Origin of the sequence: Chryseobacterium oleae (genome assembly GCF_900115055.1) — a bacterium.
In the GTDB taxonomy this organism is placed as follows: domain Bacteria; phylum Bacteroidota; class Bacteroidia; order Flavobacteriales; family Weeksellaceae; genus Chryseobacterium; species Chryseobacterium oleae.
In genome coordinates this window covers 71,796-94,664 of the sequence record NZ_FOVD01000011.1, presented here as the reverse complement: position 1 = coordinate 94,664, position 22,869 = coordinate 71,796, and the positions used below count along the sequence as shown (strand labels likewise).

Genomic DNA, 22,869 nt, shown 5'->3' with positions numbered 1-22,869 from the left:
TGTAAATATGCTGGTCACATATAATTTAACGCAATGTGCGCTAGCTTATTGATTCTTTTATTTTTTCGGTCGCAAGGGCGTTCCACTCAGCAAAGGCAGGTTGCGGTTTCTGCTTAGTAAAACGCCTTTGCGAACATTTTTTTCAGGCTTACTTAAAAATATTTTGCGATCATAGCGTTTAAAGGTAGCTTCAAGTTTATCATCTAAATTTTTTCATACCGATTTCGGATTATATAGGCGGTCTCTGGAAATGAGCTCTAAAATTTGAATCGATAATTCCATATTGTGGATAACTTTTTATTATGGCGAAAAAAGACCTGATTTCAAGTCCCTTTTTGATCTCCATTATTTAAATCATTCATTTCGTGATGTATATAATCCCCATTAATCAAAAACTAATATTGTGGATAACTTTTTCCAGTTAACATACAGTTAATATTGAAGCTTTTTCAATCGTATCTTTCCTGTCAAATTATGCAAATTATTCCCTGGTCAACGGGAATAAAGGGTTTGAGAAAATCATTTAAAAATGTGAAAATCTGTGATATAGGTAATAAAAACTTACATCACCATTCTTCCTTTGTGGATAAGTCTTACTTTTTAAGGGTTCGCAGAGCTTTTTTTACGATATACTGCGTCTCTTTTGTCGGACTTTCCCGAAGCCATTCATCGCAGATTTCTATGACAAACTCAGGTTGTGATTTGCTGGCATCATTCAGCCAGTTACCCACACTATCCTGCACATATCTTGAAGGATCTGACCGTAAAGGTTCGAGAATTTTCAGTCCAAGTCCGGGATTTTGTTTTAAAGCAATGATATGCTCGCACCAAACTCCTCTGGGCCTTGTAGATTCGCTGGCAAAACGTCTTACATTCTCATTGTCATGCCTCGTCCATTCGGATAAAACAGATAAGCTTTCATCAAGATTTTCGGAAATATCCGGACGCACCGCCATCCAGCAGATTTCCCTAACTCCAAAATGAGGATCAGAAGCAAATGACTGAATCCTATCTAATTTTTCTCTAAGTTTTAAATTATTGTTTCGTCCAACAGTATAGGCAGCCCAGCAGCGCACGAGATCTGCCTGATGGGCTAAAAGTTTGAGAAGAAAATCATCGTCATTATTTTTAGAAGCCAGATTAAGCAAACCCATTCCGATGGTTTCATTAATGGTGTTAACGGTTTGTTTTTTCAGCTGATCTACATTTTCTACAATAGGTTTCAAATATTCTGTACGGTGATTCTGCTGAAGTAAATTTTCCAGCAACAGCCTTTGATCTACCGCCAGCCATTCTGTAAGGTTTGCCGTTTCGATATCACCCCGGTTCAGCTGTTCGAGGATATCTTTCGGGATATCTTTTATGGAGCGGGCGCCTTTTCGTTTTTCGGTCATGATTCTATTAATGATTAACTTTACAAAAGTCCGAAAGTGAATCAAGATGGGCAACAGCGCATATTTTTCACCCATAGGGATAAAAAAGTCAATTTTATGAAAACAAAGGAGAAAGCTGAAGAAAATAAAATCTGTCCATTGGAAATTGCCGTTAATACCATCAGTGGAAAATGGAAAATTCCGATTGTGTGGCAGATCAATGAAGGGAAAAAACGTCCGAGTGAATTTCTCCGGGGAATTGCTAAGGTAGACCGCAGAGTTTTGAACCAGCAGCTGAATGAGATGGTGGAAGATGGGATTTTGGTTAAACAGTCGTTTAATGAATTACCTCCCCGTGTTGAATATACCCTAACAGAACTTGGCGGAAAACTGGTAGAAATCCTTTGGCAGCTAAACGACTGGGGGAAACTTTTAATCCCTGAAAATGAGAATGTTTAATATTTTTCACTCGCGCAGATTAAACAGATAACGCAGATAAAACGCAAGCATCCGTGTAAATCTGTGCAATCCGTTTATTCTGTAGGAAAGATACCAACCACAAAAGTCTCAAAAGCTTTTTGAAACACTTAAGTTTATTTAAAGCTTAAAATCTTACTGCAAAAAGTTCACTTAAGTTTGTAAAAAATCAACGATTTTTATAATACCATAAAAATATCCTCAAACATCTGTGTAAATCTGTGCAATCCGTGGTTAAAAAAATTAATACTAAATAAAACACAGGCACCTTTACAAATTCGTGCAATCTGTGTTTAAAAAAAATCACTTCATGTTCAAAAATCCATGATATTTGTAATTGAAGAAAAAGCACATGAAAAAAACTATTTCTATTCTGACTGTTGCACTCATGACAGCAGCATGCAGCAATGACAAAGCCATATCCGGCAATAAAACCAATATTACGGAGGTTTTGGCTCCGGAAAACTCCGTTTCCATTCATAAAGATAAAAATACCATCAAAGAGAGATTTTCTCCTCCCAAAGGCTATACCTGGATTGAAGAACAACCTGATTCTTTCGGATATTTCCTTGAAAATTTTAAGCTAAAACCTTATGGCAGCCAGATTTTGAGATTTGATGGAACTCCCATCGAAACCCAGGATCTTCATGAAGCCGTCTTTGATATTGACACGGGAAATAAGGATCTACAGCAGTGTGCTGATGCCGCCATCCGTCTCAGAGCTGAATATTTATACAAAGCCAAAAAGTTTGACGAGATCAAATTTCATTTTACAAGCGGCGATTTGGTTTCCTGGAATGACTATAAAAATGGTATCCGCGCCTTTGTCAGTGGGAATAATGTCAGTTTTAGAAAAACAGCAGGCTTTGATGATTCCTATCCCAATTTCAGAAAATATCTGGATCTGATTTTCAATTATGCAGGAACCATATCTTTAAATAAGGAAACAAAACCTGTTGCTACAACTTCAGATCTGAAAACCGGTGATATCCTGATCACCCCGGGAAGTCCGGGACACATTGTTTTTATTTCCGGAGTATGTCAGAATAAGGAAGGGAACAAGTTATTTTTATTAAGTCAGGGATTCACTCCGGCGCAATCTATTCATACACTTTCCAATCCTTTTGAGAAAAATATTTCACCATGGTACAGTCTTGATGTAAATGCTACAGAAACGAAAACGGCGAGGTATTTTTTTAAACCTACAAATTTTAGAAGCTTTTAATTATTTATATTCAAAACTCTTCTCAACTTACTGCCATTATCTGAACTTGTTTTTGTAAATTTGTGTTCGAAATTTTTTACTAGATGAAAGAGAGTGCTGTAAAAAAAATTGCAGTTCTTACCTCTGGAGGTGACGCTCCGGGTATGAATGCGGCATTAAGAGCGGTAGTAAGGACCGCAAACTATTATAATATTGAATGCTACGGAGTAAGGGAAGGCTATAATGGCCTTATCCACGATGATTTCCTGAAAATGGGTCCCCGTTCCGTAAAAAATATAATCAACCAGGGCGGAACGATTCTGAAATCCGCCAGATCCGTGGAATTCAGAACTCCTGAAGGACGCCAGAAAGCCTATGAGAACTGTGTGAAACATGGTGTGGATGCATTGGTATGTATAGGGGGAGACGGAACTTTTACCGGTGCTAAGATCTTTTACGAAGAGTTTGGGATCAGAGTAATCGGTGTACCCGGAACAATCGACAATGATATTTTCGGAACGGATAATACCATCGGCTACGATACGGCTTTAAATACGGCTATGGAATCTATTGATAAGATTCGTGATACGGCAACTTCTCACAACAGGGTTTTCTTTGTAGAGGTAATGGGCCGTGATGCAGGTTTTATCGCTTTGAACAGCGGATTGGCAACTGGTGCGCTGGATATTCTTATTCCTGAGAAAAAAGACAGCAGAGATGAACTTTTCGCTAATTTCAGAAAGGCTGAAAAGACCGGAAAGGCATCAAGCATCGTTGTGGTAGCAGAAGGTGAAAAGCAGGGAAGCATCTATGATCTTGCCAACCTGACTAAAGAAGAATTCCCTGATTATGACATCCGTGTAACCATTTTGGGACATATCCAGAGAGGTGGTTCTCCAAGCTGTGCAGACAGAGTTTTGGCCAGCAGACTGGGTTACGGTGCCGTAGTGGGATTAATGGAAGGAAAAACAAATGTAATGGCGGGAATGCGTTCCAACGATATGGTGTACACACCGATCGAAGATGCCATTAAAAAACATAATGAAATCAATAAAGATCTTTTACTGATTTCCGAAATTTTAGCAATCTAATTATTTTTTTATAAATCTAAAACAAACTATTATGTCAACAATCAAAGTAGGTATCAACGGTTTTGGTAGAATTGGACGTCTTGTTTTCAGAGCAATGACTGAAAGAGATAACATTGAAGTAGTAGGAATCAATGACCTAATCAACGCAGAATACATGGCTTACATGTTAAAATATGATTCTGTACACGGTATTTTCCCGGGAGAAGTTTCTGTAGAAGGAAATGACCTTGTGGTAAACGGAAAAAGAATCAGAGTAACTGCTGAGAAAGATCCTAACAACTTAAAGTGGAATGAAGTAGGTGCAGACTATATCGTAGAATCTACAGGTCTTTTCTTATCTAAAGACTCTGCTCAGGCTCACATCAACGCCGGAGCTAAAAAAGTAATCCTTTCTGCTCCATCTAAAGACGATACTCCGATGTTCGTAATGGGTGTAAACCACCTGGAACTTACTGACGATATCAAAATCTTATCAAACGCTTCTTGTACAACGAACTGTTTAGCTCCTTTAGCTAAAGTAATCCACGATAACTTCGGAATCGTAGAAGGTCTTATGACTACGGTACACGCTACAACAGCAACTCAGAAAACGGTTGATGGTCCTTCTGCTAAAGACTGGAGAGGTGGTAGAGCTGCTCTAAACAACATTATCCCTTCTTCTACAGGTGCTGCTAAAGCGGTAGGAAAAGTAATCCCTTCATTAAACGGAAAATTAACAGGTATGTCTTTCAGAGTACCAACTGTTGACGTTTCTGTAGTAGACCTTACTGTAAGATTAGAAAAAGCTACTTCTTACGATGAGATCTGTGCTGCTATCAAAGCTGCTTCTGAAGGTGAATTGAAAGGAATCTTAGGATACACTGAAGATGCAGTGGTTTCTCAGGATTTCGTAGGAGATAAGAGAACTTCTATCTTCGACAAAGACGCTGGTATCATGCTTTCTCCAAACTTTGTAAAACTTGTTTCCTGGTATGACAACGAAATGGGTTACTCAAACAAATTGGTAGATATGCTGATTCATTCTGCTTCTTTATAATCAGTAATGAGCAATTAGCAATATATAATGAAAACCTTCCCATCGGGAAGGTTTTTCTATGACTAATAAATATATTGGTTATAAAATTCTCACACTAATAATTTACGGTTTCGCTCCGAAAGGGTTTTTATCAAATCTAAACGATAGTCCCACGAATGGATTCACCCTGTACTGCGATTTATTCAGATTATCGGAGGTAACGGAGCTGTCAATAGTCTGCCCTACTGTGTAGTCTGTGTTAGGGCGGTTTTGCTTATGAACCGCAACGCCTGCTGATAAAACAATATTCTGTCCGATCCCTAAAGCACCTCCGGCAAAGACAGACAATTCTTCGAAATTAAATCCTAAACCGCCTGTAAATCCGGGAGAAAAATTCCGCTGGTTATTCATAAATGTAAACATAATACTTGGCATCAGGTCCATCATTTTACCATCTCTGTTTTGTGCTACTACATTATCTACGGACGTAAATCTTGAACGGCTTGTGAGAAAAACGGCATTGGCTCCAAAGGAAGTTGTCCATTTCCAGTCAGATTCACTTTTCAGAATATACTTTCTTATTTTCTCTTCGCCAATTACACCGATGTACAGAATATATTGAGTATTGTTTCTAAAAACCAATTCCGCAACCACCTCATTTTCAGAACCAACCTCAGCTTTCTCTTTTTCTTTTTCTTTCTCCATTTTTAATGGTTCATATTCAATAGCTTTCTTTTTTATCACCAGACTTTTTAGCTGCAAGGATGGTATATATAATTTATAAATTCCTTTTTCAACAGGCATTTCAATACTATCTATTTTAACAGACAGATCAATAGTAATATTTCTGCCTATTATTTTTTTCCCGTCATCTCCTGTTATCCTTTCAACTTTTATCTGTGTAAAAAAAATGGAGGGGATAAAAATTACGAAAGCAAGAATCTTTAATAATAAATGTGTTTTCATGGCTATTAGTTTTCTACAAAGTTTGGAATTCCATGAATACAAGTAAAGTACCCGTTCGGGTGATTTTAAAATGCCGGATTAGCAAGAAAATAAGTGGATCATAAAAAAGAAAAAGCCTCTCCAGCAACGAGAGGCCATTAGTTTATCATTTTCAAACAACTAAAAAGAAAAGAGTAAACTGATTTTATAACATTCATTATCGTTTCAAATAAAGCCGTCCTGAAGACGGTTCGTTAAGTTTGCTATGCTCAACATTTTCCTAATTACAATAAATTATGGAAAAAATAAATCACAAAACAAAACGGAATAGTAGAAATTGAGTCGCCATGGTTATTAGCTAGTACAAAGTTTATCATTTTATCAGTGTAAAAAAATCCCCCTTTTGTGGTATTTTGTAAGTTTTTTAGTTATTTTAGCGTAAAACTATTTATTCATGGGGAATTCAGAAAAAAAACATCCTCTGCTTGAAGTCTGGGATACCTACCCGGGTGTGAGAAGAGACAGAGAAATCCTGAATAGACCTCCGGTGGAACGTATCATCGGCGAGATGTTTGCGATCGGCGAGTTTTATTATTATGCTCTGAATCTTACCAACAGTACGCTTTCGCACCATCATGAGAACATTCTTAAGCTTCATGGACTTCCTGAATATCCCGAAAATTTAAAAGAAGTCATCGACCTGACCCATCCTGATGACATTGAATTCGTAATGAAGGCCGAACAGACTCTCATTGATAAAATGACAGAGATCGGTCTGGAGCACCAACTTTACATTAAGTGCAGCTACTGCTTCAGAATGAAAACCGCTGAAGGAAATTATGAACTGTTTCATCATCAGTCTGTTATCACCATGGAAGACGAGAGCGGCATTCCCGTGCAGGCCATAAATATCCATACCAATATTCATCACATCACAAAAGAAAATCCTTATACCGTGCTGATTTCCGGGATAGGTCCGAGAAATGATTTTCATCAGGTAAAACTGGATTCTTTTTCCAAGCCGCAGCAGTTTTCAGAGCATTTAACCAAAAGGGAAATGGAGATCCTTGGCCTTATCACCAAAGGATATTCCGGACCTGAAATAGCGCAGGCATTGATCCTGTCCGAACATACGGTACGCACCCACAGAAAAAACATTTTAAGAAAAACAGATTCCAGAAACTGCAAGGAACTCGTGAAAAAAGCCTTTGAAAGAGGCCTTATCTGATATTTTTCATCGCTCAATATCCAACGCATTCTAAGACTGATAAATCTCACCAGGGTATTTCGGTGCAAAACTTGTATTTTTATATACAATGGAAAGAATGACTACCCAGCCGCGTTTTAAAGATTCTCCCCACTTCAAAGATTTTTGGGAAAAAGGCAACGGAAAACAACTTCTTGATTTTTCGGGAGCAGAAGTAAGTTTTAAGGACTTCAACAGATTTTCCGCCAATTTTTACCACGTGGATGAAATCGGTGATCAGGTGGTGAAAGATGTCTATTTTACTAAAAAATTTCACGAAGCATCCCGAGAAATCGAAGATTATATCCGAAGCGGGGTCTCCGACACAGATGATGTTCCTGAAAGCGTAAAAAAACTTTTCGCCCAGACCCAACATATTCCCGAATGGCTTGATTACCGCCTGTTAAAAAGCGGTGCAGAGCTTTGTATGCGTGGCAACATCGACTCGCTCATTTCGTTAAGGGATTACTGTCTGATGGGAGGTTATGATTATGCATACCTCAACAAACCCCTTACTGCTACGGAAGCTTTGAAAAAAGGGGCAGTAAAACGTCTTTCCGAAACCTTGGACTTTTGGGTCAATGCCACCCGCTATGATGCCCTGGAACTTCATGCAAAAGGTTATGAATTTGCTATAAAAACCCGCCTGATTCATTCTTATGCAAGACTGTCCATCAAGAAGCATTATAAGCAATGGGATACTGAAAATTGGGGTGAACCCATCAATTCATGGGATATGATGGCCACATATATTGGTTTCAGTCTTGTTTTTCTCCACAGTCTTCAGAAACTGGGAAATACTTTTACTGAAGAAGAAGAGAAAGGAATTTTTCATCTTTGGAAATACGTGGGATATTTATTGGGAATTCCGGAAGCGCTTCTTCCCGACAGCAAAAAACAGGCAACGGAATATTTCTATCTCTGGACTTCTGTACAACCTCCGTCAGATAAAGACTCAATTCTATTGGCTCATTCACTACTGAATGAATCGTTGGAAAATCCTATTCTAAAGTTTAAATTTCAAAGAAAGAATTTGAGATACCTTCACATCTGCTGCACCTGGTTTCTTCTTGACGATGAAGTTTGTAAAAGATTACAGATTCCGGATGTTCCGAATAGAAACCTTTTTCCCAAAACCAAAATTATGATCAATAAAATTTATGACAAGATCATAAGCAGAGATGCCAGAATAAAAAAAGGGAACAAAGACCAGATGAAAGTGCTGGAAGATTATCTGAGCATTACCAAAAACTCAAATTTCCACTAGAAAAGTCGGAACAGTCCATACATCAGAAGGTAAAATTTATTTTTTTATGTTTTGAATCATAAAACGCTGCATCCCGTTCGTAATGAACGATATCAGTCTCTCAATTTTATTATTTTTTAACTCTAAAAACAGATTTCTGCCCTAAATAATATTAGTTTTTGATGTTTAAATTATGTACTTTTGAAAAATTATTTTAACAACAGATGAGCAACATAGACGATAAGAAAAAAGCACTTGCATTGGTGCTTGACAAGCTAGATAAAACATACGGAAAAGGAACTGTAATGACATTAGGTGACAGTACTATTGATACCACCATCGAAGTGATTCCTTCCGGATCTTTAGGATTAGACATCGCTCTTGGAGTAGGCGGATATCCCAGAGGAAGAATTATCGAAATCTACGGACCGGAATCTTCCGGTAAAACCACTTTAACCCTTCACGCTATTGCAGAAGCTCAAAAAGCAGGTGGAATTGCAGCATTCATTGATGCAGAGCACGCTTTCGACAGAGGTTATGCAGGAAAACTGGGAATTGATCTTGAAAACTTAATCATTTCTCAGCCGGACAACGGGGAACAGGCATTGGAAATTGCTGACAACCTGATCCGTTCAGGAGCCATTGATATCGTAGTTATTGACTCGGTAGCAGCACTTACTCCAAAAGCAGAAATTGAAGGCGAAATGGGAGATTCCAAAATGGGTCTTCATGCAAGATTAATGTCTCAGGCATTAAGAAAACTGACCGCTACGATTTCAAGAACAAAATGTACCGTAATTTTCATCAACCAGTTGAGAGAGAAAATCGGTGTTATGTTCGGAAACCCTGAAACGACTACAGGTGGTAACGCCTTGAAATTCTACGCTTCTGTAAGAGTAGATATCAGAAAAGCAAGTGCACCAATTAAAAACGGAGATGAAGCAGTAGGAAGCCGTGTGAAAGTGAAAATTGTGAAAAACAAAGTAGCTCCACCTTTCAAACAGGCTGAATTCGACATTATGTATGGTGAAGGAGTTTCTAAAACGGGAGAAATCCTTGATCAGGCTGTAGAACAAGGAATTGTAAAGAAAAGCGGATCTTGGTTCAGCTATGAAGAAACTAAATTAGGTCAGGGACGTGACGCCGTAAAAGATGTGTTAAAAGACAACCCTGAGCTTGCTGAGGAATTGGAAAATAAAATCAAAGAGGAACTGAAGAATAACAAATAGGTTCTATCTGCGGATTACAATATAAAAGACAGCTTTTGGGCTGTCTTTTTTGTTGTGCTCTATTTAAGTTTTGGCTAAAGCCAATATCGCTTTGTGTATATTTTGTAAGCGGGCTAAAGCCCGCTCCTATTGAATTTTAATATGTTTGAGCTAAAGTCGGTGCGTGTGTCATTTATTTTTGGGGTAAGTGGGCTGAAGCCCACTATTGGATTTTAGCATGGTGCTTTTAATCTTTTAAATTCTTAAATCTTTAAATCTTCAACGAATTCTGTCATTCTGTCACTTTCTTCAAATCGGTATTTTTTTTGAGCATTCAAAAGAAATTAAAACAAAAATTATTATGACTAAAGGAAATATTAATGTATCTGTGGAAAACATTTTCCCGCTTATTAAAAAATTTCTTTACAGTGACCACGAAATATTCCTGAGAGAACTGATCTCCAATGCAACTGATGCTACTTTGAAATTAAAGCATTTAACGAGTATCGGTGAGGCTAAAGTGGAATACGGAAACCCGAAGATTGAAGTTAAGATCGATAAAGAGCAAAAGACCTTACGCATTATTGACCAGGGAATCGGGATGACGGCTGAAGAGGTTGAGAAATATATCAATCAGGTTGCTTTTTCCGGGGCTGAAGAATTCCTTGAAAAATATAAAGATTCTGCAAAAGACTCAGGAATCATCGGCCATTTCGGCCTTGGTTTCTATTCTGCATTTATGGTGGCAGAGAAAGTGGAAATTCTTACAAAATCTTACAAAGACGGATCTGCCGTAAGATGGATCTGCGACGGAAGCCCGGAATTCACCCTTGAAGAAACCACTGATAAAACCGACAGAGGAACGGAAATCATTCTTCACATCGCTGAAGATTCTACGGAATTTTTAGAAGAAGCAAAAATCCGTGAACTGCTTTCAAAATATAATAAGTTCATGCCTGTTCCCATTAAATTCGGAACAAAAACGCATACACTTCCACTACCGGAAGACGCTCCGGAAGATGCTGTAGCAGAAACTGAAGAGGTTGACAACATCATCAATAATCCGGCACCGGCCTGGACCATCGCACCAAGCGAGCTTACCAACGAAGATTATATGAAGTTCTACCATGAATTGTATCCCATGCAGTTTGAGGAGCCTTTATTTAATATTCACCTGAATGTTGACTACCCTTTCAACCTTACCGGAGTTTTATTTTTCCCGAAGCTGAGCAACAATTTAAATATTGATAAGGATAAAATTCAACTATATCAGAACCAGGTATTTGTTACGGATGAAGTAAAAGGTATCGTTCCTGATTTCCTGATGCTTCTGAGAGGGGTAATCGATTCTCCGGACATTCCGTTGAACGTTTCCCGTTCTTACCTTCAGGCAGATGGTGCGGTAAAGAAAATCTCCTCTTACATCACTAAGAAAGTGGCGGATAAAATGTCTTCTCTGATCAATGAGAACCGTGAAGACTATGAGCAAAAATGGAACGACATTAAAATCGTCATCGAGTACGGAATTATCACCGAAGAAAAATTTGCAGAAAAAGCAGATAAATTCACCCTGTATCCTACCACTGACGGAAAATATTTCCTTTGGAATGAACTGATTGAAAAAATCCAGCCGGCTCATACGGATAAAGACGGTAACACAGTGATACTTTATGCAACCAACCAAGATGAACAGCACAGCTATATCCAGGCAGCTAATGATAAAGGTTATGATGTTCTGTTATTAGATTCTCCTGTGATCTCTCACGTGATCCAGAAACTGGAGACTTCAAAAGAGAAGATCTCATTTGCAAGAGTGGATGCAGATCACATCAACAACCTGATCAAAAAAGACGAGCCGGTTATTTCTAAATTAAATGAAACTGAAAAAGAATCATTGAAGAAGAACGTTGAAGAAGCCGTAAAAGATGCTAAATTCACGGTACAGCTTGAAGATCTTGACAGCAATGATGCTCCGTTTACCATTACACAACCTGAATTCATGAGAAGAATGAAGGAAATGCAGGCGTCTGGCGGAGGTGGAATGTTCGGAATGGGAGGTTTCCCGGAAATGTACAATTTGGTTGTCAATTCGAACAGTGAACTTTCCAGCCAGATTTTAAAGACAGAAAATCCTGAGGAAAAAGAAACACTGATTAAATATGCTCTTGATCTTGCGAAACTTTCACAAAATCTACTGAAAGGAAAAGACCTAACAGATTTCATCCAGAGAAGCTATAAGCAATTGGAAAAATAATATGACAAAGAAGGCCGTATCACACCCGTGACAACGGCCTTTTTTATTACCTTAATCCTTGGCAAGGACATCTTCCGACCTACCTACTCCCTATTTTACCCGCCTAATTTAATCTTCTTAACCCAAGCTCACGTTAAATTATCCTACAGATTCTTTATTATCCTGAATATCATTACATTTGTTCAAAACGTAACCGATGTTCGAAATAACCTTTGAAATGCTTCCTTTCCTCCTCCTGTTCTGTTTAGGGATTGCCCTGTTTCATACCTTTATTTTATCCGGAATTTTTAATGTCAACTTAAAACCCGGCTGGATTATGTTTGTCATAGATCCTGCTATTTTAGGGATTGCTTTTTTCTTTTTCAGAAAAGAATCAGGAATTGTTTTCATAGCGTTGTTTCTTTCTGTTTTTGCCATGGCTATTATCGGGATGATCAAAAACGGCATTGAATCTACTGTCGATTCCTTTAAAGAACAGCGAAAAAATAAAACTCCGGTCTGGAAAATTATTGGTGGTGGATTGCTGGCTCTTTTAGGATATCTTGCCTTTTTCTACTTAGGCATCTATTCTTTCTTCCTCATCTTTTTTGTGATCATCTTGAGCTCCATGCTTCCGAATAATAAAAACAGGTTTTACTTCTATCAAAGGACGCTTCCTACTTCCACTATAAAAAGTGTGGCGATGGGTCTTGCGGAAATTTCGGGGAAAGCAAAAGCCATTCAACCCGTTATTTCTCCGGATACGTATACCCCATGTGTCGGGTATATTTATACCGTTGATGAAATTCATACCACGAGAGATGATGACGGCAGAACTTCTACTTCCTATCACGAGATTTCAAGAAAAACAGATCTCAAAAACTTTTATATTGAAGATGAAACCGGAAAAATAGAAATCGTTCCTGCACAGCTTCAATGGATTAATTTTTCACCCACCCATTCGCGGGAAGGTGGTGGAAAACGGTATCAGGAATATATTCTCGATGAAAAAACAGATTTCCTTTTAATCGGACAGGCTTTTTATGAAGGCTCAAACACGATTCTCCGTTTTGATGAGGGTAAGAAAGTATTTGGAATTGCTCCTTTGGATATCGTGAATTTCTCCAACAAATGGAGACCTTTAAAACTCAGAGCGCTGACTGCATTGGCCTGCATCGCTGTATTTGCTGCCATTATTCTTTTTACACCCATTACCATTAATGGGACTAAAATCACTATTGAACAGAGAAACTGGAAAGAGGTTCTGAAGTCAAATCCTTTTGAAAGTATTTTTAACCGTTAATAAAAACTGAACCATGATTTCGCTTTTACTTATCATTATTGTTGCTGTGGGTCTGATTACTTTCTTAATCAGCACTTATAACCGACTGGTGATGCTGGAAAACAATTCTCAAAAAGCTTTTGCCAACATTGATGTGGTGCTGAAGCAGCGGGCAGACGAAGTTCCCAATCTTGTAAGAACGGTGAAAGCAACCGCCCTGAACGAGAATACAATTTTGAAAGAACTTGTAGCCCTTCGCTCCCAATACCTTAGCACCAAAGAAAACGATCAGAAAATGAAAATTGCCGACAGTATCGATGGGAAACTAAAATCATTTCTGATTACTGTGGAAAGTTATCCTGAAATAAAGGCCAGCCAGTCATTTCTTGAGCTTCAGAAACGGTTAAGTGAACTGGAAGATATTATTGCTGACCGGAGAGAGTATTTCAACGATTCTATCAATTTGTACAATACGGGAATTGAAGTTTTCCCGGATTTTATTTTTGCTAAAATGATGAATTACCGGAAAAAGGAAATGCTCCAGTTTTCGGATAGCGAAAAACAGAATAATACAATAACACTTTAATTATGGAAATAGATTTAGGCGCCCTTGGCAGTTTTATCAATTCTGAGAAATTTTTTGGAAGTCTGGCCATTGGCTTTCCGGTTCTTACCATCGGATTATTGATGCTGTACAGTATTTTTAAGAAGATTTTCTTCATTAAAAAAATTCTCAGGTTCATCATTCTTACTTTCGGATTGTCCGTGATTGTGTTTATCCCTTTTATTTTTTTCTCAGCGTTTATTGGCTTTGAAAAACTAAAACTGACATTGATTTATCTGGCGATTTTGATCTGCGTGACTGGTTTCACGTTATTCAATACAGAGGAGAGCGTTAATTTCCTGAAAGATGCCTCAAAACTGAAAAACGCACAAAAAAACTAAAACAAAACCATGGGAAAATTTATTTTATTAACGCCCTTAATTTTCACAGTCTTCATCCTTTTCATGAATTACAGAAGGAAGAAATCCAGACAGGATGGTGTACCCGTTTCTCTGGCTTCTTTTATTTATCCGGGCCTTGTTGTTTTTGCTGTTTCCAGTTTATTTTTCGGTTTGGTATCGTTTATTTCTTACCCGGTAATATCCTTTTTCTCATCTCCCAGATATGAAGCCAGGGTTGTTGAGTATGATTCCTCGCAATCTTATGGTGACGAAACTAAAAAAGCGGTAGTGGAATTCAGAGATCAGAAAAATCAATTGATTAAAAAACCTTTAAACTATGGGAGCAGTCATCCCGTAGAAATAGGAAGAATAATAACCATTGGCTATGAGGATGGAGATCACAGTGTGACCAACTTAAGTTTCGGAACGCAAAAACTCATCATCTTTATTATTTCACTTTTCCTGTTTTTATTAGGGCTTGCGATGGCCTGGATCATCTTATATTCCTTAGGTCAGGACTACTCTATTATTTTCCGGATTGGAATTGGCTTTGTGATGTATCTTGTTTTTCCTGCAGCCATGCTGTTTTTTATCGGAGTGATGTCCTGGGTGATCTGGGAATATTTTCAGGGGAGAAGAAATGATATGCCGATTTGGGCATTGGGAATTTGCAGTCTTTTTGTAACGATCCTTATCCCGGCTTTCTTCGGATACCTAAAAATGCTTTTTACCAAAGAAAAGACCATCAGAAAAAAAAGTAGATTTTCCACCTTTAAAAACCGAATGCGTAAATAATTTTTTCTGTAACCTAAATAAAATTTCAAATTTTACGACTTACATTTATATTCTACGAATGTAACGTGCTTAGTGCACAAAATCTTATTGCACATTTTTTCTGTTTTCTATTGTACACATTGTGCTTTTTTTCCATTTTTGTATAAAATGTCGGATATGCAAAAAGAAAAATTACGCGTCATCAGAAAACAAAAAGGCTATACTCAGCAGCAGATAGCTGATATTATCGCGACTGATGTATCCAACTACAGCAGAAAAGAAAGCGGAGATGTACGGATTGTAAAAGATGAATGGGACAAAATTGCCCGTTTTCTGGATGTGACTGTAGAAGATATTTATGAGGATGAGGAAGCTAAAGTGGTTATTAATAATGATCACCCTATATTTAATGGAAGTGCTTCAGGAGGTAATATCAATCAACAGTTTAATAACATTCCAGGAGCTATTATTGAGAATCTTCAGGGCTATATCGCCCTTTTGAAGGAAGAAAATGAAAGATTGAAAGAAGAACTGAAAACTCCTAAAGGAAGAAGATAAGGGTTGACTTTTTTAATCTACCTTTTAATTTATAAACTTTAAATGCCCTGAATACAGATAAGTATTCAGGGCATTTTTTATTGTATTATAGTGGCAATTTTTAATCTAGATAATTATTTTTACTTTGATGTAACTTAATAATTCTAGCTTGCTGTTATTTTATTACAAAAATAAGAAAATAATGAAAGAGTAAAGTCTTAGTTAAATATAAAGATAAATGTTAAATAGATATAAAGATGATACTAAAGATATAACTTGTAGTAGAGTAATAGAAGATAATAGGGATGAATGTCCTGTTAAAGTATATGTTAAAGTATATGTTAAAGTTTAAGTTAGACATCATGATGTTTGTTATATAAACAAATTTTGTTTATATTTGCAAAAGAAATCCTGCCAGTTGGAGCTGACAGGAAGTTTAAAAAGTTATTAATTGATGTCCTTTAAGAAAAAGGTTTTATAAACATCGAGGACAAGATGTAAAACCGCAATGACTAAAGCCACTGTACCCATATAGATTTGTTTTAGTTACAGGCATGATTAATACTTTAATCCGCAAACACACCTTTTACCTGCGGAGTATAACAAAAAAATATCCGAATTGATTTGAAAATTACTTTTCTTCAATCGGATATAATAATACAAAGATACGAAAATATTCTTAATTATAAGAATATGTTTTTGTGTTTAACTTAACTTTAACTTTTGAAAAAAAATAAAGAGAGCAACAATTGCTCTCTTTTTTAATTTAACAAATGGTATAACACTGTATGTTAGTGCCATAAATAATTAATTCAATAGCTAAGGACATTATGTTATGATGTTAAAAAACAAGCTGTTTAATAACAGGCTCCATAGTTAATGATAACCTGTTTATAATTTGCCTATAGCTTTCAGAATCTCTTCCTTATTATTGACCAATCCCTGCAGGTGATCCCCTTTTGATTTGATGAATACTTTAGGTTCAGAAGCATTATCAAAAACTAGTTTTCCCTGTTCGTAAGGAATGGTTTGATCTTCTCCTCCATGAATCACAAGTACAGGAAGCTTTCCTAAGGCTTTTACATCTACTTTAGCGGCATATGGAGAAACCATCGACTGCAGGATGAAATCTTTATATTGAGGCGCGAAATGAGCAGCTATATCAGTGAAAGAAGACATCGGACAGTCAAGGATCAAACCTGAGATTTTTGAAACATTATCTTTGGCGAGGTGAGCTGCAATCTGCGTTCCCAGAGAAGCTCCGTAGATATAGACTTTGGTGTTTTTGATATCGGATCTTTTCATCAGTTCATCAATCAGCTTCTGCCCGTCTTCTGCTACATTCTTGTGGTTGGGTTTTCCAGTAGACAGTCCGTATCCTCTGAAATCAATCATCACGACCTGATATCCTGCATCTACCAAAGGTTTGGTCATAAACTGATAGGTCGTCACATTTCCAGCAGCGCCATGAAAATAGAAAATCGTTTTTTTGATATTTTTTGTGTTGGGTTTTGCAATAAAGGCTGTGACTGTATCTTGGTCAACCGGCAAATTAATCTGCTCAGCTATTTTAAATTCAAAAGGCTTCATGGTTTTGTTTGGCTGATAAAATTTTTCATCCGACTGAGCTTTTGAAAATACAGCCAAAAAAAGGAATACAAATGTGAAAATTGAAATTGGTTTCATAAGGTTTAGTTTTATTATGAACCAAAGGTATTGCGATGGGCGACAGTTTAAAAAAATAGGTGACTGAGCTGTAAATATTTTTATCTGAACGGTAAAATTCTTAAGACTAAATCTCTTCAAGCGGGTTCCAGAATAGTTTTTTGAAATCTTTTATCCTCAGATTCTCTACAGTAATCCCTTCCGCTTCTAATCTTTTCTGAAATTCAGGAACAGATAACACGCCTGAACTGGATATGACACGGTGCGCCGGAACATCTTCAGGACATCCACCCATCGCTTTTCCTACATGACGGGAATGATTGGGATAACCTACCGCTTTAGCTATGGCGCCATAAGAAGAAACTCTCCCTTTCGGAATAAGCCTTGTAATCTCGTAAATCTGTTGTTTAAAAATTTCGTCCATCGTAAAGTGATTTGTTTTATTCTGTTAAAAATAGGGTTTAAATACATTTTAACCTGTTTCTGCATCATTTTTGAATTCTTAATGATTCAATGATGTCTGATTTTAAATATAAAGATATGAAAAAATCATTTTTCAGACTGCTGAATGCAGTGAATAAAAAGATGCTCCCGAAGTTGAGCAATAAGGATCCGAACCGTCTCAGTAAAATACAGAAAGGAATTCTGGCCTACCGTTATTTTGTGCTGGTGAATTCTCTTGACTGACCTTCGCGTGAGGGATATGGAGGGCGCGAGCGCAGCGAGCGGTACAACGTACCGGAACGAAGTGGAGCCCGGAGCAGCCCGACCCGAGGATTGGGATTGGGGTGGTGAGGGGCACGCCATTTTTTTGTATAATGTATAATGTATAATGTATAATGTATAATGTATAATGTATAATGTAAAGATATGGTGTATCAATGAGATTGCTTCGCTTCGTTGGCAATGACGGTGTGGGAACATAAAAAAACGCTTCAAAGTGAATTGAAGCGTTTGTATTTTAATAAGAAATATATTCTTAAGAATTTTCTAAGATGTAAGAGAACATCAATGGTGCACAGATGGTTGCATCACTTTCAACGATGAATTTCGGTGTTGTGATATCCAGTTTACCCCAAGTGATTTTCTCATTTGGAACTGCTCCTGAGTATGAACCGTAAGATGTGGTAGAATCCGAGATCTGGCAGAAATAAGACCAGAAAGGAACATCATGCATTTCCATATCCTGATAAAGCATCGGCACTACACAGATTGGGAAATCCCCTGCGATACCTCCTCCGATCTGGAAGAAACCAACTCCTTTTCCAGCTGAATTTTTAGTGTACCAGTCTGCAAGATACATCATATACTCGATTCCTGATTTCATAGTGGTTGCGGTAAGCTCACCTTTGATACAGTAAGAAGCGAAGATATTCCCCATCGTAGAATCTTCCCATCCCGGAACTACGATTGGAAGGTTTTTCTCAGCAGCAGCGATCATCCATGAGTTTTCTCTTGGAATCTCGTAATACTGCTCAAGAACTCCTGAAAGAATCATTTTATACATGAATTCGTGCGGGAAATAACGCTCGCCTTTAGCTTCTGCATCTTTCCAGATATCCACGATATGCTTCTGAAGTCTTCTGAAAGCTTCCTCTTCAGGGATACATGTATCGGTAACTCTGTTTAATCCTCTTTCTAATAAAGCCCACTCATCCTGAGCCGTAAGATCTCTATAGTGAGGAACTCTTTCGTAGTGAGAGTGTGCCACAAGATTCATCAAATCCTCTTCAAGGTTGGCTCCTGTACAAGAAATAAAATCAACTTTCCCCTGACGGATCATTTCTGCAAGGATTTTCCCCAATTCAGCAGTAGACATAGCACCTGCCAAAGTGATCATCATTTTTCCGCCATCTTTAAGATGTGCAACATACCCCTTAGATGCATCTACCAATGCAGCCGCATTGAAGTGCAGGTAATATTTCTCTATAAATTCAGAAATCGGTTTGCTCATTTTTTTAATTTTTGCAAAGATAAAACTTAAAAACGGAATGCAACATGAGTACGGAAAGAAACTCTCCTCTGAACATCCTTTTTTAACAAATGATAAACAGCACTGCTATCACAAAGCCTTTAAATAAAAAGTACAGCCCTGGAGCTGTACTTTCTCTAACAATATAGATTACACAGGGATTACCCGTGACAAGATTCTACTTTTAAGATCTCAATCTTTCTTTCGCCGTCTCTAAAGGGCCAGTCGATGACATCTCCCACTTTATATCCTAACGTTGCCAAAGCGATATCCGACAAGATGGAATGTTTGTTCTTCGCCGGTTTAGCTTTTGCAGAAGCCACGAAAATATATTCATGTTCAAAATTCCGGGTGTGATCTTTGATGGTTACTTTTCTGTCCACCGTTACAATATCAGTGGGAAGATCTCTTCTCAGAACCTGTTTCGCTTTTCTAAGCTCTTCTGCAAGCCTTTTTTCTTCCGGCATACTTACTTTTTTTCTTCTGAGTGTATCTTTTATCGCGTCATAAATTCCGGTGGTGAGTATAATAGGATTGGACATTTTTTACTTGTTTTAAAAATTAATGAATGCAGTTATTCTTCGTGATCCAATGCAGGACGGCACTTCTATTCAGTTTTTCTCCTGTAGAAAACTGCAAAAAATAATAGGTAAAATAAATCGGAATGTTTTCCCTGTCGTGGATCCTGACAGGGCTTAATTGATAAAGTCCTTAGAACTCTTCAGAAAAGAATCTGTATGTAAATATAACAGCGACAGCAAAAGACCATTGGAATGGCAATCTGCAGATAAAGAAATAAGTGCTGTCATAAATTAAATTGTATTAATAATACCCCTAAGATACTCAAAAATCCCGACATACGGAAGAAAACCATCTTAAACTCGCAACCCGTATGCTAAAACTTAAACTTCCTGTTATCCTTCTTCTCAGAAATTTTCTTTTTGGTATCCAGTCTTTTTTGCTTTTGTCCTTTGGAAGGCTTGGTTGCGACTCTTTTTTTGGGAACAATTAAAGCTTTATTGACGATTTCAATAATTTTTTCAATCGCTTTGTTTTTGTTCATCAGCTGGGTTCTGCTTTCTGAAACTGTCAGAAACAAATAGCCTTCAGCATTGATCCTGTTTTTTAATTTAGTCTGGATGAGTTCTTTTTGGTATTCATTGAAAAATTCGGACTCAGCAACGAACCAAAGAACAGTTACAGCAGTTTCCACTTTATTGACGTTCTGGCCTCCTGCTCCACTGCTGCGGGACGTTTTAAAGTTGAGTTCTTTTGAGAAATCTTTCATAAGATAAAGACTGATAGATTAAAGATTAAAGATTATAAACTTTCACTTATTATTTTATGGAGTTCTATTCGGTTTACTTTACCGTTTGGGGTTCTTGGTATTTTTTCGGTGAAAATAATTTCTTTGGGTCTGTGAAAGTTCTTTTCAAAGGATATTCCAGAAATCTTTTCAATCAAACTTACGGATTCTTCTCCTTCTATGATCAATATTAATTTCTGGCCAAGGCTTTCATCTTCCATTCCAATGAAAACGGCCTCATTTGGGATTCCTTTTTTGACCAAAGCTTCCAGGGCTTCAGGAAAAATTTTCGCTCCTCCGGAATTAATAACGTTATCTATTCGCCCAAGGAATCTAAACTGTTTTTCATTTTTAATTTCGACTAAATCATTAGTCTGCAGCACTTCGGCATTCACATTCGGAGCAAAAATCTTCAGGCAACCTCTTTCATCTGTACTGATAGAAACGTTTTCGAAAGCGGTAAAATAATCTTCAGGTTCAGGCATCAGTTGCTTTAAGGCAATATGAGAAAGGGTTTCAGACATTCCATAGGTTTCAAAAATACGGTTTGACGTTTGGGAACGCTGAGCTGCTTGATCAATTTTCTCTTTCAGGTTTTCTGAAACCGTAGCTCCACCGATGATTAAATTTTTAATCAAATGCAATTGCTCCAGCGAGTTCTCTACCTGAAGCGGAGTCATCGCGCAGAAATCTATTTCTTCACTCAAATGATCTACAGGCTTCAAAGATGGCTCTGAAACGATCAGCTGTAGTTTTCTTTCAATGGAACGAACGACCATCATTTTACCGGAAATATATTCTACCGGAAGACATAATAAGGCTTTATCGCCTTGTTTTAATCCTAAAAAATTACAGGTCATCACCGCAGAATTGACCATTTTCTGTTTCTCAATTTCAAAAACCTTTGGTGTTCCTGTAGAACCGGAAGTCTGCACTTTTACCGTATTTCCGTCAGAAAACCATTCGTCCAGGAAATTTTTGGTTTTCTGTTCAAAATCGGTTTGAAATGATAATTTATTAATATTGAGATTATTGAAGTCTATCTGCATGATTGTAGTACATAAAAAGTGATGTAAATGTAAAAAAAACTTTAAAAAGTTCTTGTATCTAAAGAAAAAAGCTGTAAATTTGCCTCACCAAAATAAAAACAGACCCATGGTGTAACGGTAGCACTCTGGTTTTTGGTACCATCAGTTGGGGTTCGAATCCCTGTGGGTCTACAAACCATTCTTTTTTAAGGATGGTTTTTTTGTTTTTATAAACTTCTCGATCCGTACCATTCCCATTATTTCCGATGATTAAAGTTAGTCAAAATTTAGAATCATCTGTGAAACCTGTAAAGCAGATAAAGATTATTGTTATAACGCAAAAAAAAATTATTCTAACGCTTTATAAAGGGAAGCAAAGACGGAATCAACTTCGTTGATTCTGATGAAGGAAATGGATAAAACGCTTGCTTAGTCGAATCAATCGAAGATTGATTTTTATCTTTCGCTTTCTTAAAATATCCAATACTATTGTAAACCTTTGCGTCAAAAAAATACTATTTTATTCACAAATTTTGAGTCTGACCTTATTTCAGTGACTTAAGATGTATTAAAGTTATTCCAAAATACCAGGAAAGATAATTACATCAGAAAAATAAATCTTAACTCATCAAAAGATAGTCATTTACCTTTTATACACTTAAAAATTCCAGACTTTTTACGGGAGATTCTTGCCTGTAAAGAAAAAAATTGTAAATTTGCACCACCAAAATAAAACAGACCCATGGTGTAACGGTAGCACTCTGGTTTTTGGTACCATCAGTTGGGGTTCGAATCCCTGTGGGTCTACATAACAGGAGAAATGATTAGTCTTATCATTTCTCCTGTTTTCATTTTGTGGTAAACCACTCTTAATCTGAAAGATATAGTGAGCAATAGAGTTCATTCTGGTGGTTCGATACTCTTTTCCGTCAAATTCAAGTTTTTCAGGGAAAATCGAACCAATAATTGCCCGTTTTACGGCAATCCCTCCTTCTGAATAAAGTTTCCAGATGTTTGTCAGGATTTCTAGTGCCTGTTCGATAAGTTTAGGAATATTGACTTTAGCTTCAGGTTCTTCCTTGAATTGTGCTTCTAATTTCTCTATTTTCTCCCTGCATTCTTTCCTGATTTCAAGGTATTCCTCATCGTCAATTATCTCGGAAAGCAGTTTGTTTCTAGCAACGGATAACCTCGCATTAAGTTTATCAATCTCGTTTAGGATGCTCTTCCTTTCATTTTTGGGAGTTTTAATGTATTTCTCATAATTATCCAGAAACATCTTTTTGAGAATCCTTTTGGCAGGTTCCTTCATTTCCAATTGT

At 37.3% G+C, this 22,869-nt stretch carries 22 protein-coding genes and 2 tRNA genes; 16 read left to right on the top strand and 8 right to left on the bottom strand.

The features are described 5' to 3' along the window. Positions 1–593: 593 nt before the first annotated feature. Entirely contained in the window at positions 594–1,394 is an 801-nt protein-coding gene (locus tag BM143_RS23175) for a DNA alkylation repair protein (protein WP_090027679.1), read from the bottom strand. Between the two features lie 96 nt (positions 1,395–1,490). On the opposite strand from BM143_RS23175, the gene BM143_RS23170 reads away from it, so the two are divergent. The 4 genes from BM143_RS23170 to gap all read left to right on the top strand — a co-directional run bounded on the left by BM143_RS23170 (position 1,491) and on the right by gap (position 5,181). Next, positions 1,491–1,832, top strand: coding sequence for a winged helix-turn-helix transcriptional regulator (locus tag BM143_RS23170; protein ID WP_090027677.1), 342 nt, complete (start codon positions 1,491–1,493; stop codon positions 1,830–1,832). 370 nt (positions 1,833–2,202) lie between these two features. Further along, complete coding sequence (locus BM143_RS23165; protein ID WP_090027676.1) at positions 2,203–3,075, top strand: DUF4846 domain-containing protein; 873 nt, start codon at positions 2,203–2,205, stop codon at positions 3,073–3,075. Positions 3,076–3,158: 83 nt separating this feature from the next. Further along, on the top strand, positions 3,159–4,145 hold the full coding sequence (gene pfkA / locus BM143_RS23160; protein ID WP_090027674.1) for a 6-phosphofructokinase: 987 nt from the start codon (positions 3,159–3,161) through the stop codon (positions 4,143–4,145). A gap of 31 nt (positions 4,146–4,176) precedes the next feature. Continuing rightward, complete coding sequence (gene gap, locus BM143_RS23155) at positions 4,177–5,181, top strand: type I glyceraldehyde-3-phosphate dehydrogenase (protein WP_034723610.1); 1,005 nt, start codon at positions 4,177–4,179, stop codon at positions 5,179–5,181. A gap of 102 nt (positions 5,182–5,283) precedes the next feature. On the opposite strand, the gene BM143_RS23150 is transcribed toward gap, so the two are convergent. Continuing rightward, on the bottom strand, positions 5,284–6,126 hold the full coding sequence (locus tag BM143_RS23150) for a hypothetical protein (RefSeq protein WP_090027672.1): 843 nt from the start codon (positions 6,124–6,126) through the stop codon (positions 5,284–5,286). Between the two features lie 433 nt (positions 6,127–6,559). Here BM143_RS23150 and BM143_RS23145 point away from each other — a divergent pair, with 433 nt between their 5' ends. From BM143_RS23145 to BM143_RS23105, 9 genes are all read left to right on the top strand, one after another. Next, positions 6,560–7,333, top strand: a complete 774-nt coding sequence (locus BM143_RS23145) for a LuxR C-terminal-related transcriptional regulator (protein WP_090027670.1) — start codon at positions 6,560–6,562, stop codon at positions 7,331–7,333. A gap of 97 nt (positions 7,334–7,430) precedes the next feature. After that, a complete protein-coding gene (locus BM143_RS23140) occupies positions 7,431–8,618 on the top strand; it encodes an oxygenase MpaB family protein (protein WP_090027716.1) in 1,188 nt (395 codons plus the stop codon). 203 nt (positions 8,619–8,821) lie between these two features. Further along, positions 8,822–9,826, top strand: a complete 1,005-nt coding sequence (gene recA / locus BM143_RS23135) for a recombinase RecA (RefSeq protein ID WP_090027668.1) — start codon at positions 8,822–8,824, stop codon at positions 9,824–9,826. 340 nt (positions 9,827–10,166) lie between these two features. Continuing rightward, a complete protein-coding gene (htpG, locus tag BM143_RS23130) occupies positions 10,167–12,059 on the top strand; it encodes a molecular chaperone HtpG (RefSeq protein ID WP_090027666.1) in 1,893 nt (630 codons plus the stop codon). Between the two features lie 196 nt (positions 12,060–12,255). After that, a complete protein-coding gene (locus tag BM143_RS23125) occupies positions 12,256–13,341 on the top strand; it encodes a hypothetical protein (RefSeq protein ID WP_090027665.1) in 1,086 nt (361 codons plus the stop codon). Between the two features lie 13 nt (positions 13,342–13,354). Further along, on the top strand, positions 13,355–13,906 hold the full coding sequence (locus BM143_RS23120) for a LemA family protein (protein WP_090027663.1): 552 nt from the start codon (positions 13,355–13,357) through the stop codon (positions 13,904–13,906). Positions 13,907–13,908: 2 nt separating this feature from the next. After that, positions 13,909–14,265, top strand: a complete 357-nt coding sequence (locus BM143_RS23115) for a hypothetical protein (RefSeq protein ID WP_090027662.1) — start codon at positions 13,909–13,911, stop codon at positions 14,263–14,265. A 9-nt stretch (positions 14,266–14,274) separates the two neighbouring features. Continuing rightward, on the top strand, positions 14,275–15,060 hold the full coding sequence (locus tag BM143_RS23110) for a hypothetical protein (protein ID WP_139222103.1): 786 nt from the start codon (positions 14,275–14,277) through the stop codon (positions 15,058–15,060). 156 nt (positions 15,061–15,216) lie between these two features. Then, a complete protein-coding gene (locus BM143_RS23105) occupies positions 15,217–15,597 on the top strand; it encodes a helix-turn-helix transcriptional regulator (protein WP_090027714.1) in 381 nt (126 codons plus the stop codon). Positions 15,598–16,467: 870 nt separating this feature from the next. On the opposite strand, the gene BM143_RS23100 is transcribed toward BM143_RS23105, so the two are convergent. Both BM143_RS23100 and BM143_RS23095 read right to left on the bottom strand, forming a co-directional pair. Next, a complete protein-coding gene (locus BM143_RS23100) occupies positions 16,468–17,262 on the bottom strand; it encodes an alpha/beta hydrolase (protein ID WP_090027658.1) in 795 nt (264 codons plus the stop codon). 106 nt (positions 17,263–17,368) lie between these two features. After that, positions 17,369–17,665: an MGMT family protein gene (locus tag BM143_RS23095; protein ID WP_072922467.1), complete on the bottom strand. Its 297-nt coding sequence runs from the start codon at positions 17,663–17,665 to the stop codon at positions 17,369–17,371. 116 nt (positions 17,666–17,781) lie between these two features. On the opposite strand from BM143_RS23095, the gene BM143_RS24105 reads away from it, so the two are divergent. Further along, positions 17,782–17,928 carry a hypothetical protein gene (locus tag BM143_RS24105; protein ID WP_167375338.1) on the top strand — a complete coding sequence of 49 codons (147 nt, stop codon included), beginning with the start codon at positions 17,782–17,784 and terminating at the stop codon, positions 17,926–17,928. A gap of 292 nt (positions 17,929–18,220) precedes the next feature. Here the strand turns inward: BM143_RS24105 and BM143_RS23090 are convergent, their stop codons facing one another. From BM143_RS23090 to BM143_RS23075, 4 genes are all read right to left on the bottom strand, one after another. Next, entirely contained in the window at positions 18,221–19,195 is a 975-nt protein-coding gene (locus BM143_RS23090; RefSeq protein ID WP_034723588.1) for a deoxyhypusine synthase family protein, read from the bottom strand. A gap of 179 nt (positions 19,196–19,374) precedes the next feature. Next, complete coding sequence (locus BM143_RS23085) at positions 19,375–19,755, bottom strand: GreA/GreB family elongation factor (RefSeq protein WP_090027656.1); 381 nt, start codon at positions 19,753–19,755, stop codon at positions 19,375–19,377. Between the two features lie 353 nt (positions 19,756–20,108). Then, a complete protein-coding gene (arfB, locus tag BM143_RS23080; RefSeq protein WP_090027654.1) occupies positions 20,109–20,501 on the bottom strand; it encodes an alternative ribosome rescue aminoacyl-tRNA hydrolase ArfB in 393 nt (130 codons plus the stop codon). Between the two features lie 32 nt (positions 20,502–20,533). Next, positions 20,534–21,568 carry an AMP-binding protein gene (locus BM143_RS23075; RefSeq protein ID WP_090027653.1) on the bottom strand — a complete coding sequence of 345 codons (1,035 nt, stop codon included), beginning with the start codon at positions 21,566–21,568 and terminating at the stop codon, positions 20,534–20,536. A 100-nt stretch (positions 21,569–21,668) separates the two neighbouring features. On the opposite strand from BM143_RS23075, the gene BM143_RS23070 reads away from it, so the two are divergent. Both BM143_RS23070 and BM143_RS23065 read left to right on the top strand, forming a co-directional pair. Continuing rightward, positions 21,669–21,739: transfer RNA gene (locus BM143_RS23070), tRNA-Gln, on the top strand. A 544-nt stretch (positions 21,740–22,283) separates the two neighbouring features. Then, positions 22,284–22,354: transfer RNA gene (locus BM143_RS23065), tRNA-Gln, on the top strand. Positions 22,355–22,869 lie beyond the last annotated feature (515 nt).

Coding starts and splice junctions, on each gene's coding strand:
- BM143_RS23175 (WP_090027679.1), bottom strand. CDS start 1,394: ATGACCGAAAAACGAAAAGGCGCCCGCTCCATAAAAGATATCCCGAAA.
- BM143_RS23170 (WP_090027677.1), top strand. CDS start 1,491: ATGAAAACAAAGGAGAAAGCTGAAGAAAATAAAATCTGTCCATTGGAA.
- BM143_RS23165 (WP_090027676.1), top strand. CDS start 2,203: ATGAAAAAAACTATTTCTATTCTGACTGTTGCACTCATGACAGCAGCA.
- pfkA (WP_090027674.1), top strand. CDS start 3,159: ATGAAAGAGAGTGCTGTAAAAAAAATTGCAGTTCTTACCTCTGGAGGT.
- gap (WP_034723610.1), top strand. CDS start 4,177: ATGTCAACAATCAAAGTAGGTATCAACGGTTTTGGTAGAATTGGACGT.
- BM143_RS23150 (WP_090027672.1), bottom strand. CDS start 6,126: ATGAAAACACATTTATTATTAAAGATTCTTGCTTTCGTAATTTTTATC.
- BM143_RS23145 (WP_090027670.1), top strand. CDS start 6,560: ATGGGGAATTCAGAAAAAAAACATCCTCTGCTTGAAGTCTGGGATACC.
- BM143_RS23140 (WP_090027716.1), top strand. CDS start 7,431: ATGACTACCCAGCCGCGTTTTAAAGATTCTCCCCACTTCAAAGATTTT.
- recA (WP_090027668.1), top strand. CDS start 8,822: ATGAGCAACATAGACGATAAGAAAAAAGCACTTGCATTGGTGCTTGAC.
- htpG (WP_090027666.1), top strand. CDS start 10,167: ATGACTAAAGGAAATATTAATGTATCTGTGGAAAACATTTTCCCGCTT.
- BM143_RS23125 (WP_090027665.1), top strand. CDS start 12,256: ATGTTCGAAATAACCTTTGAAATGCTTCCTTTCCTCCTCCTGTTCTGT.
- BM143_RS23120 (WP_090027663.1), top strand. CDS start 13,355: ATGATTTCGCTTTTACTTATCATTATTGTTGCTGTGGGTCTGATTACT.
- BM143_RS23115 (WP_090027662.1), top strand. CDS start 13,909: ATGGAAATAGATTTAGGCGCCCTTGGCAGTTTTATCAATTCTGAGAAA.
- BM143_RS23110 (WP_139222103.1), top strand. CDS start 14,275: ATGGGAAAATTTATTTTATTAACGCCCTTAATTTTCACAGTCTTCATC.
- BM143_RS23105 (WP_090027714.1), top strand. CDS start 15,217: ATGCAAAAAGAAAAATTACGCGTCATCAGAAAACAAAAAGGCTATACT.
- BM143_RS23100 (WP_090027658.1), bottom strand. CDS start 17,262: ATGAAACCAATTTCAATTTTCACATTTGTATTCCTTTTTTTGGCTGTA.
- BM143_RS23095 (WP_072922467.1), bottom strand. CDS start 17,665: ATGGACGAAATTTTTAAACAACAGATTTACGAGATTACAAGGCTTATT.
- BM143_RS24105 (WP_167375338.1), top strand. CDS start 17,782: ATGAAAAAATCATTTTTCAGACTGCTGAATGCAGTGAATAAAAAGATG.
- BM143_RS23090 (WP_034723588.1), bottom strand. CDS start 19,195: ATGAGCAAACCGATTTCTGAATTTATAGAGAAATATTACCTGCACTTC.
- BM143_RS23085 (WP_090027656.1), bottom strand. CDS start 19,755: ATGTCCAATCCTATTATACTCACCACCGGAATTTATGACGCGATAAAA.
- arfB (WP_090027654.1), bottom strand. CDS start 20,501: ATGAAAGATTTCTCAAAAGAACTCAACTTTAAAACGTCCCGCAGCAGT.
- BM143_RS23075 (WP_090027653.1), bottom strand. CDS start 21,568: ATGCAGATAGACTTCAATAATCTCAATATTAATAAATTATCATTTCAA.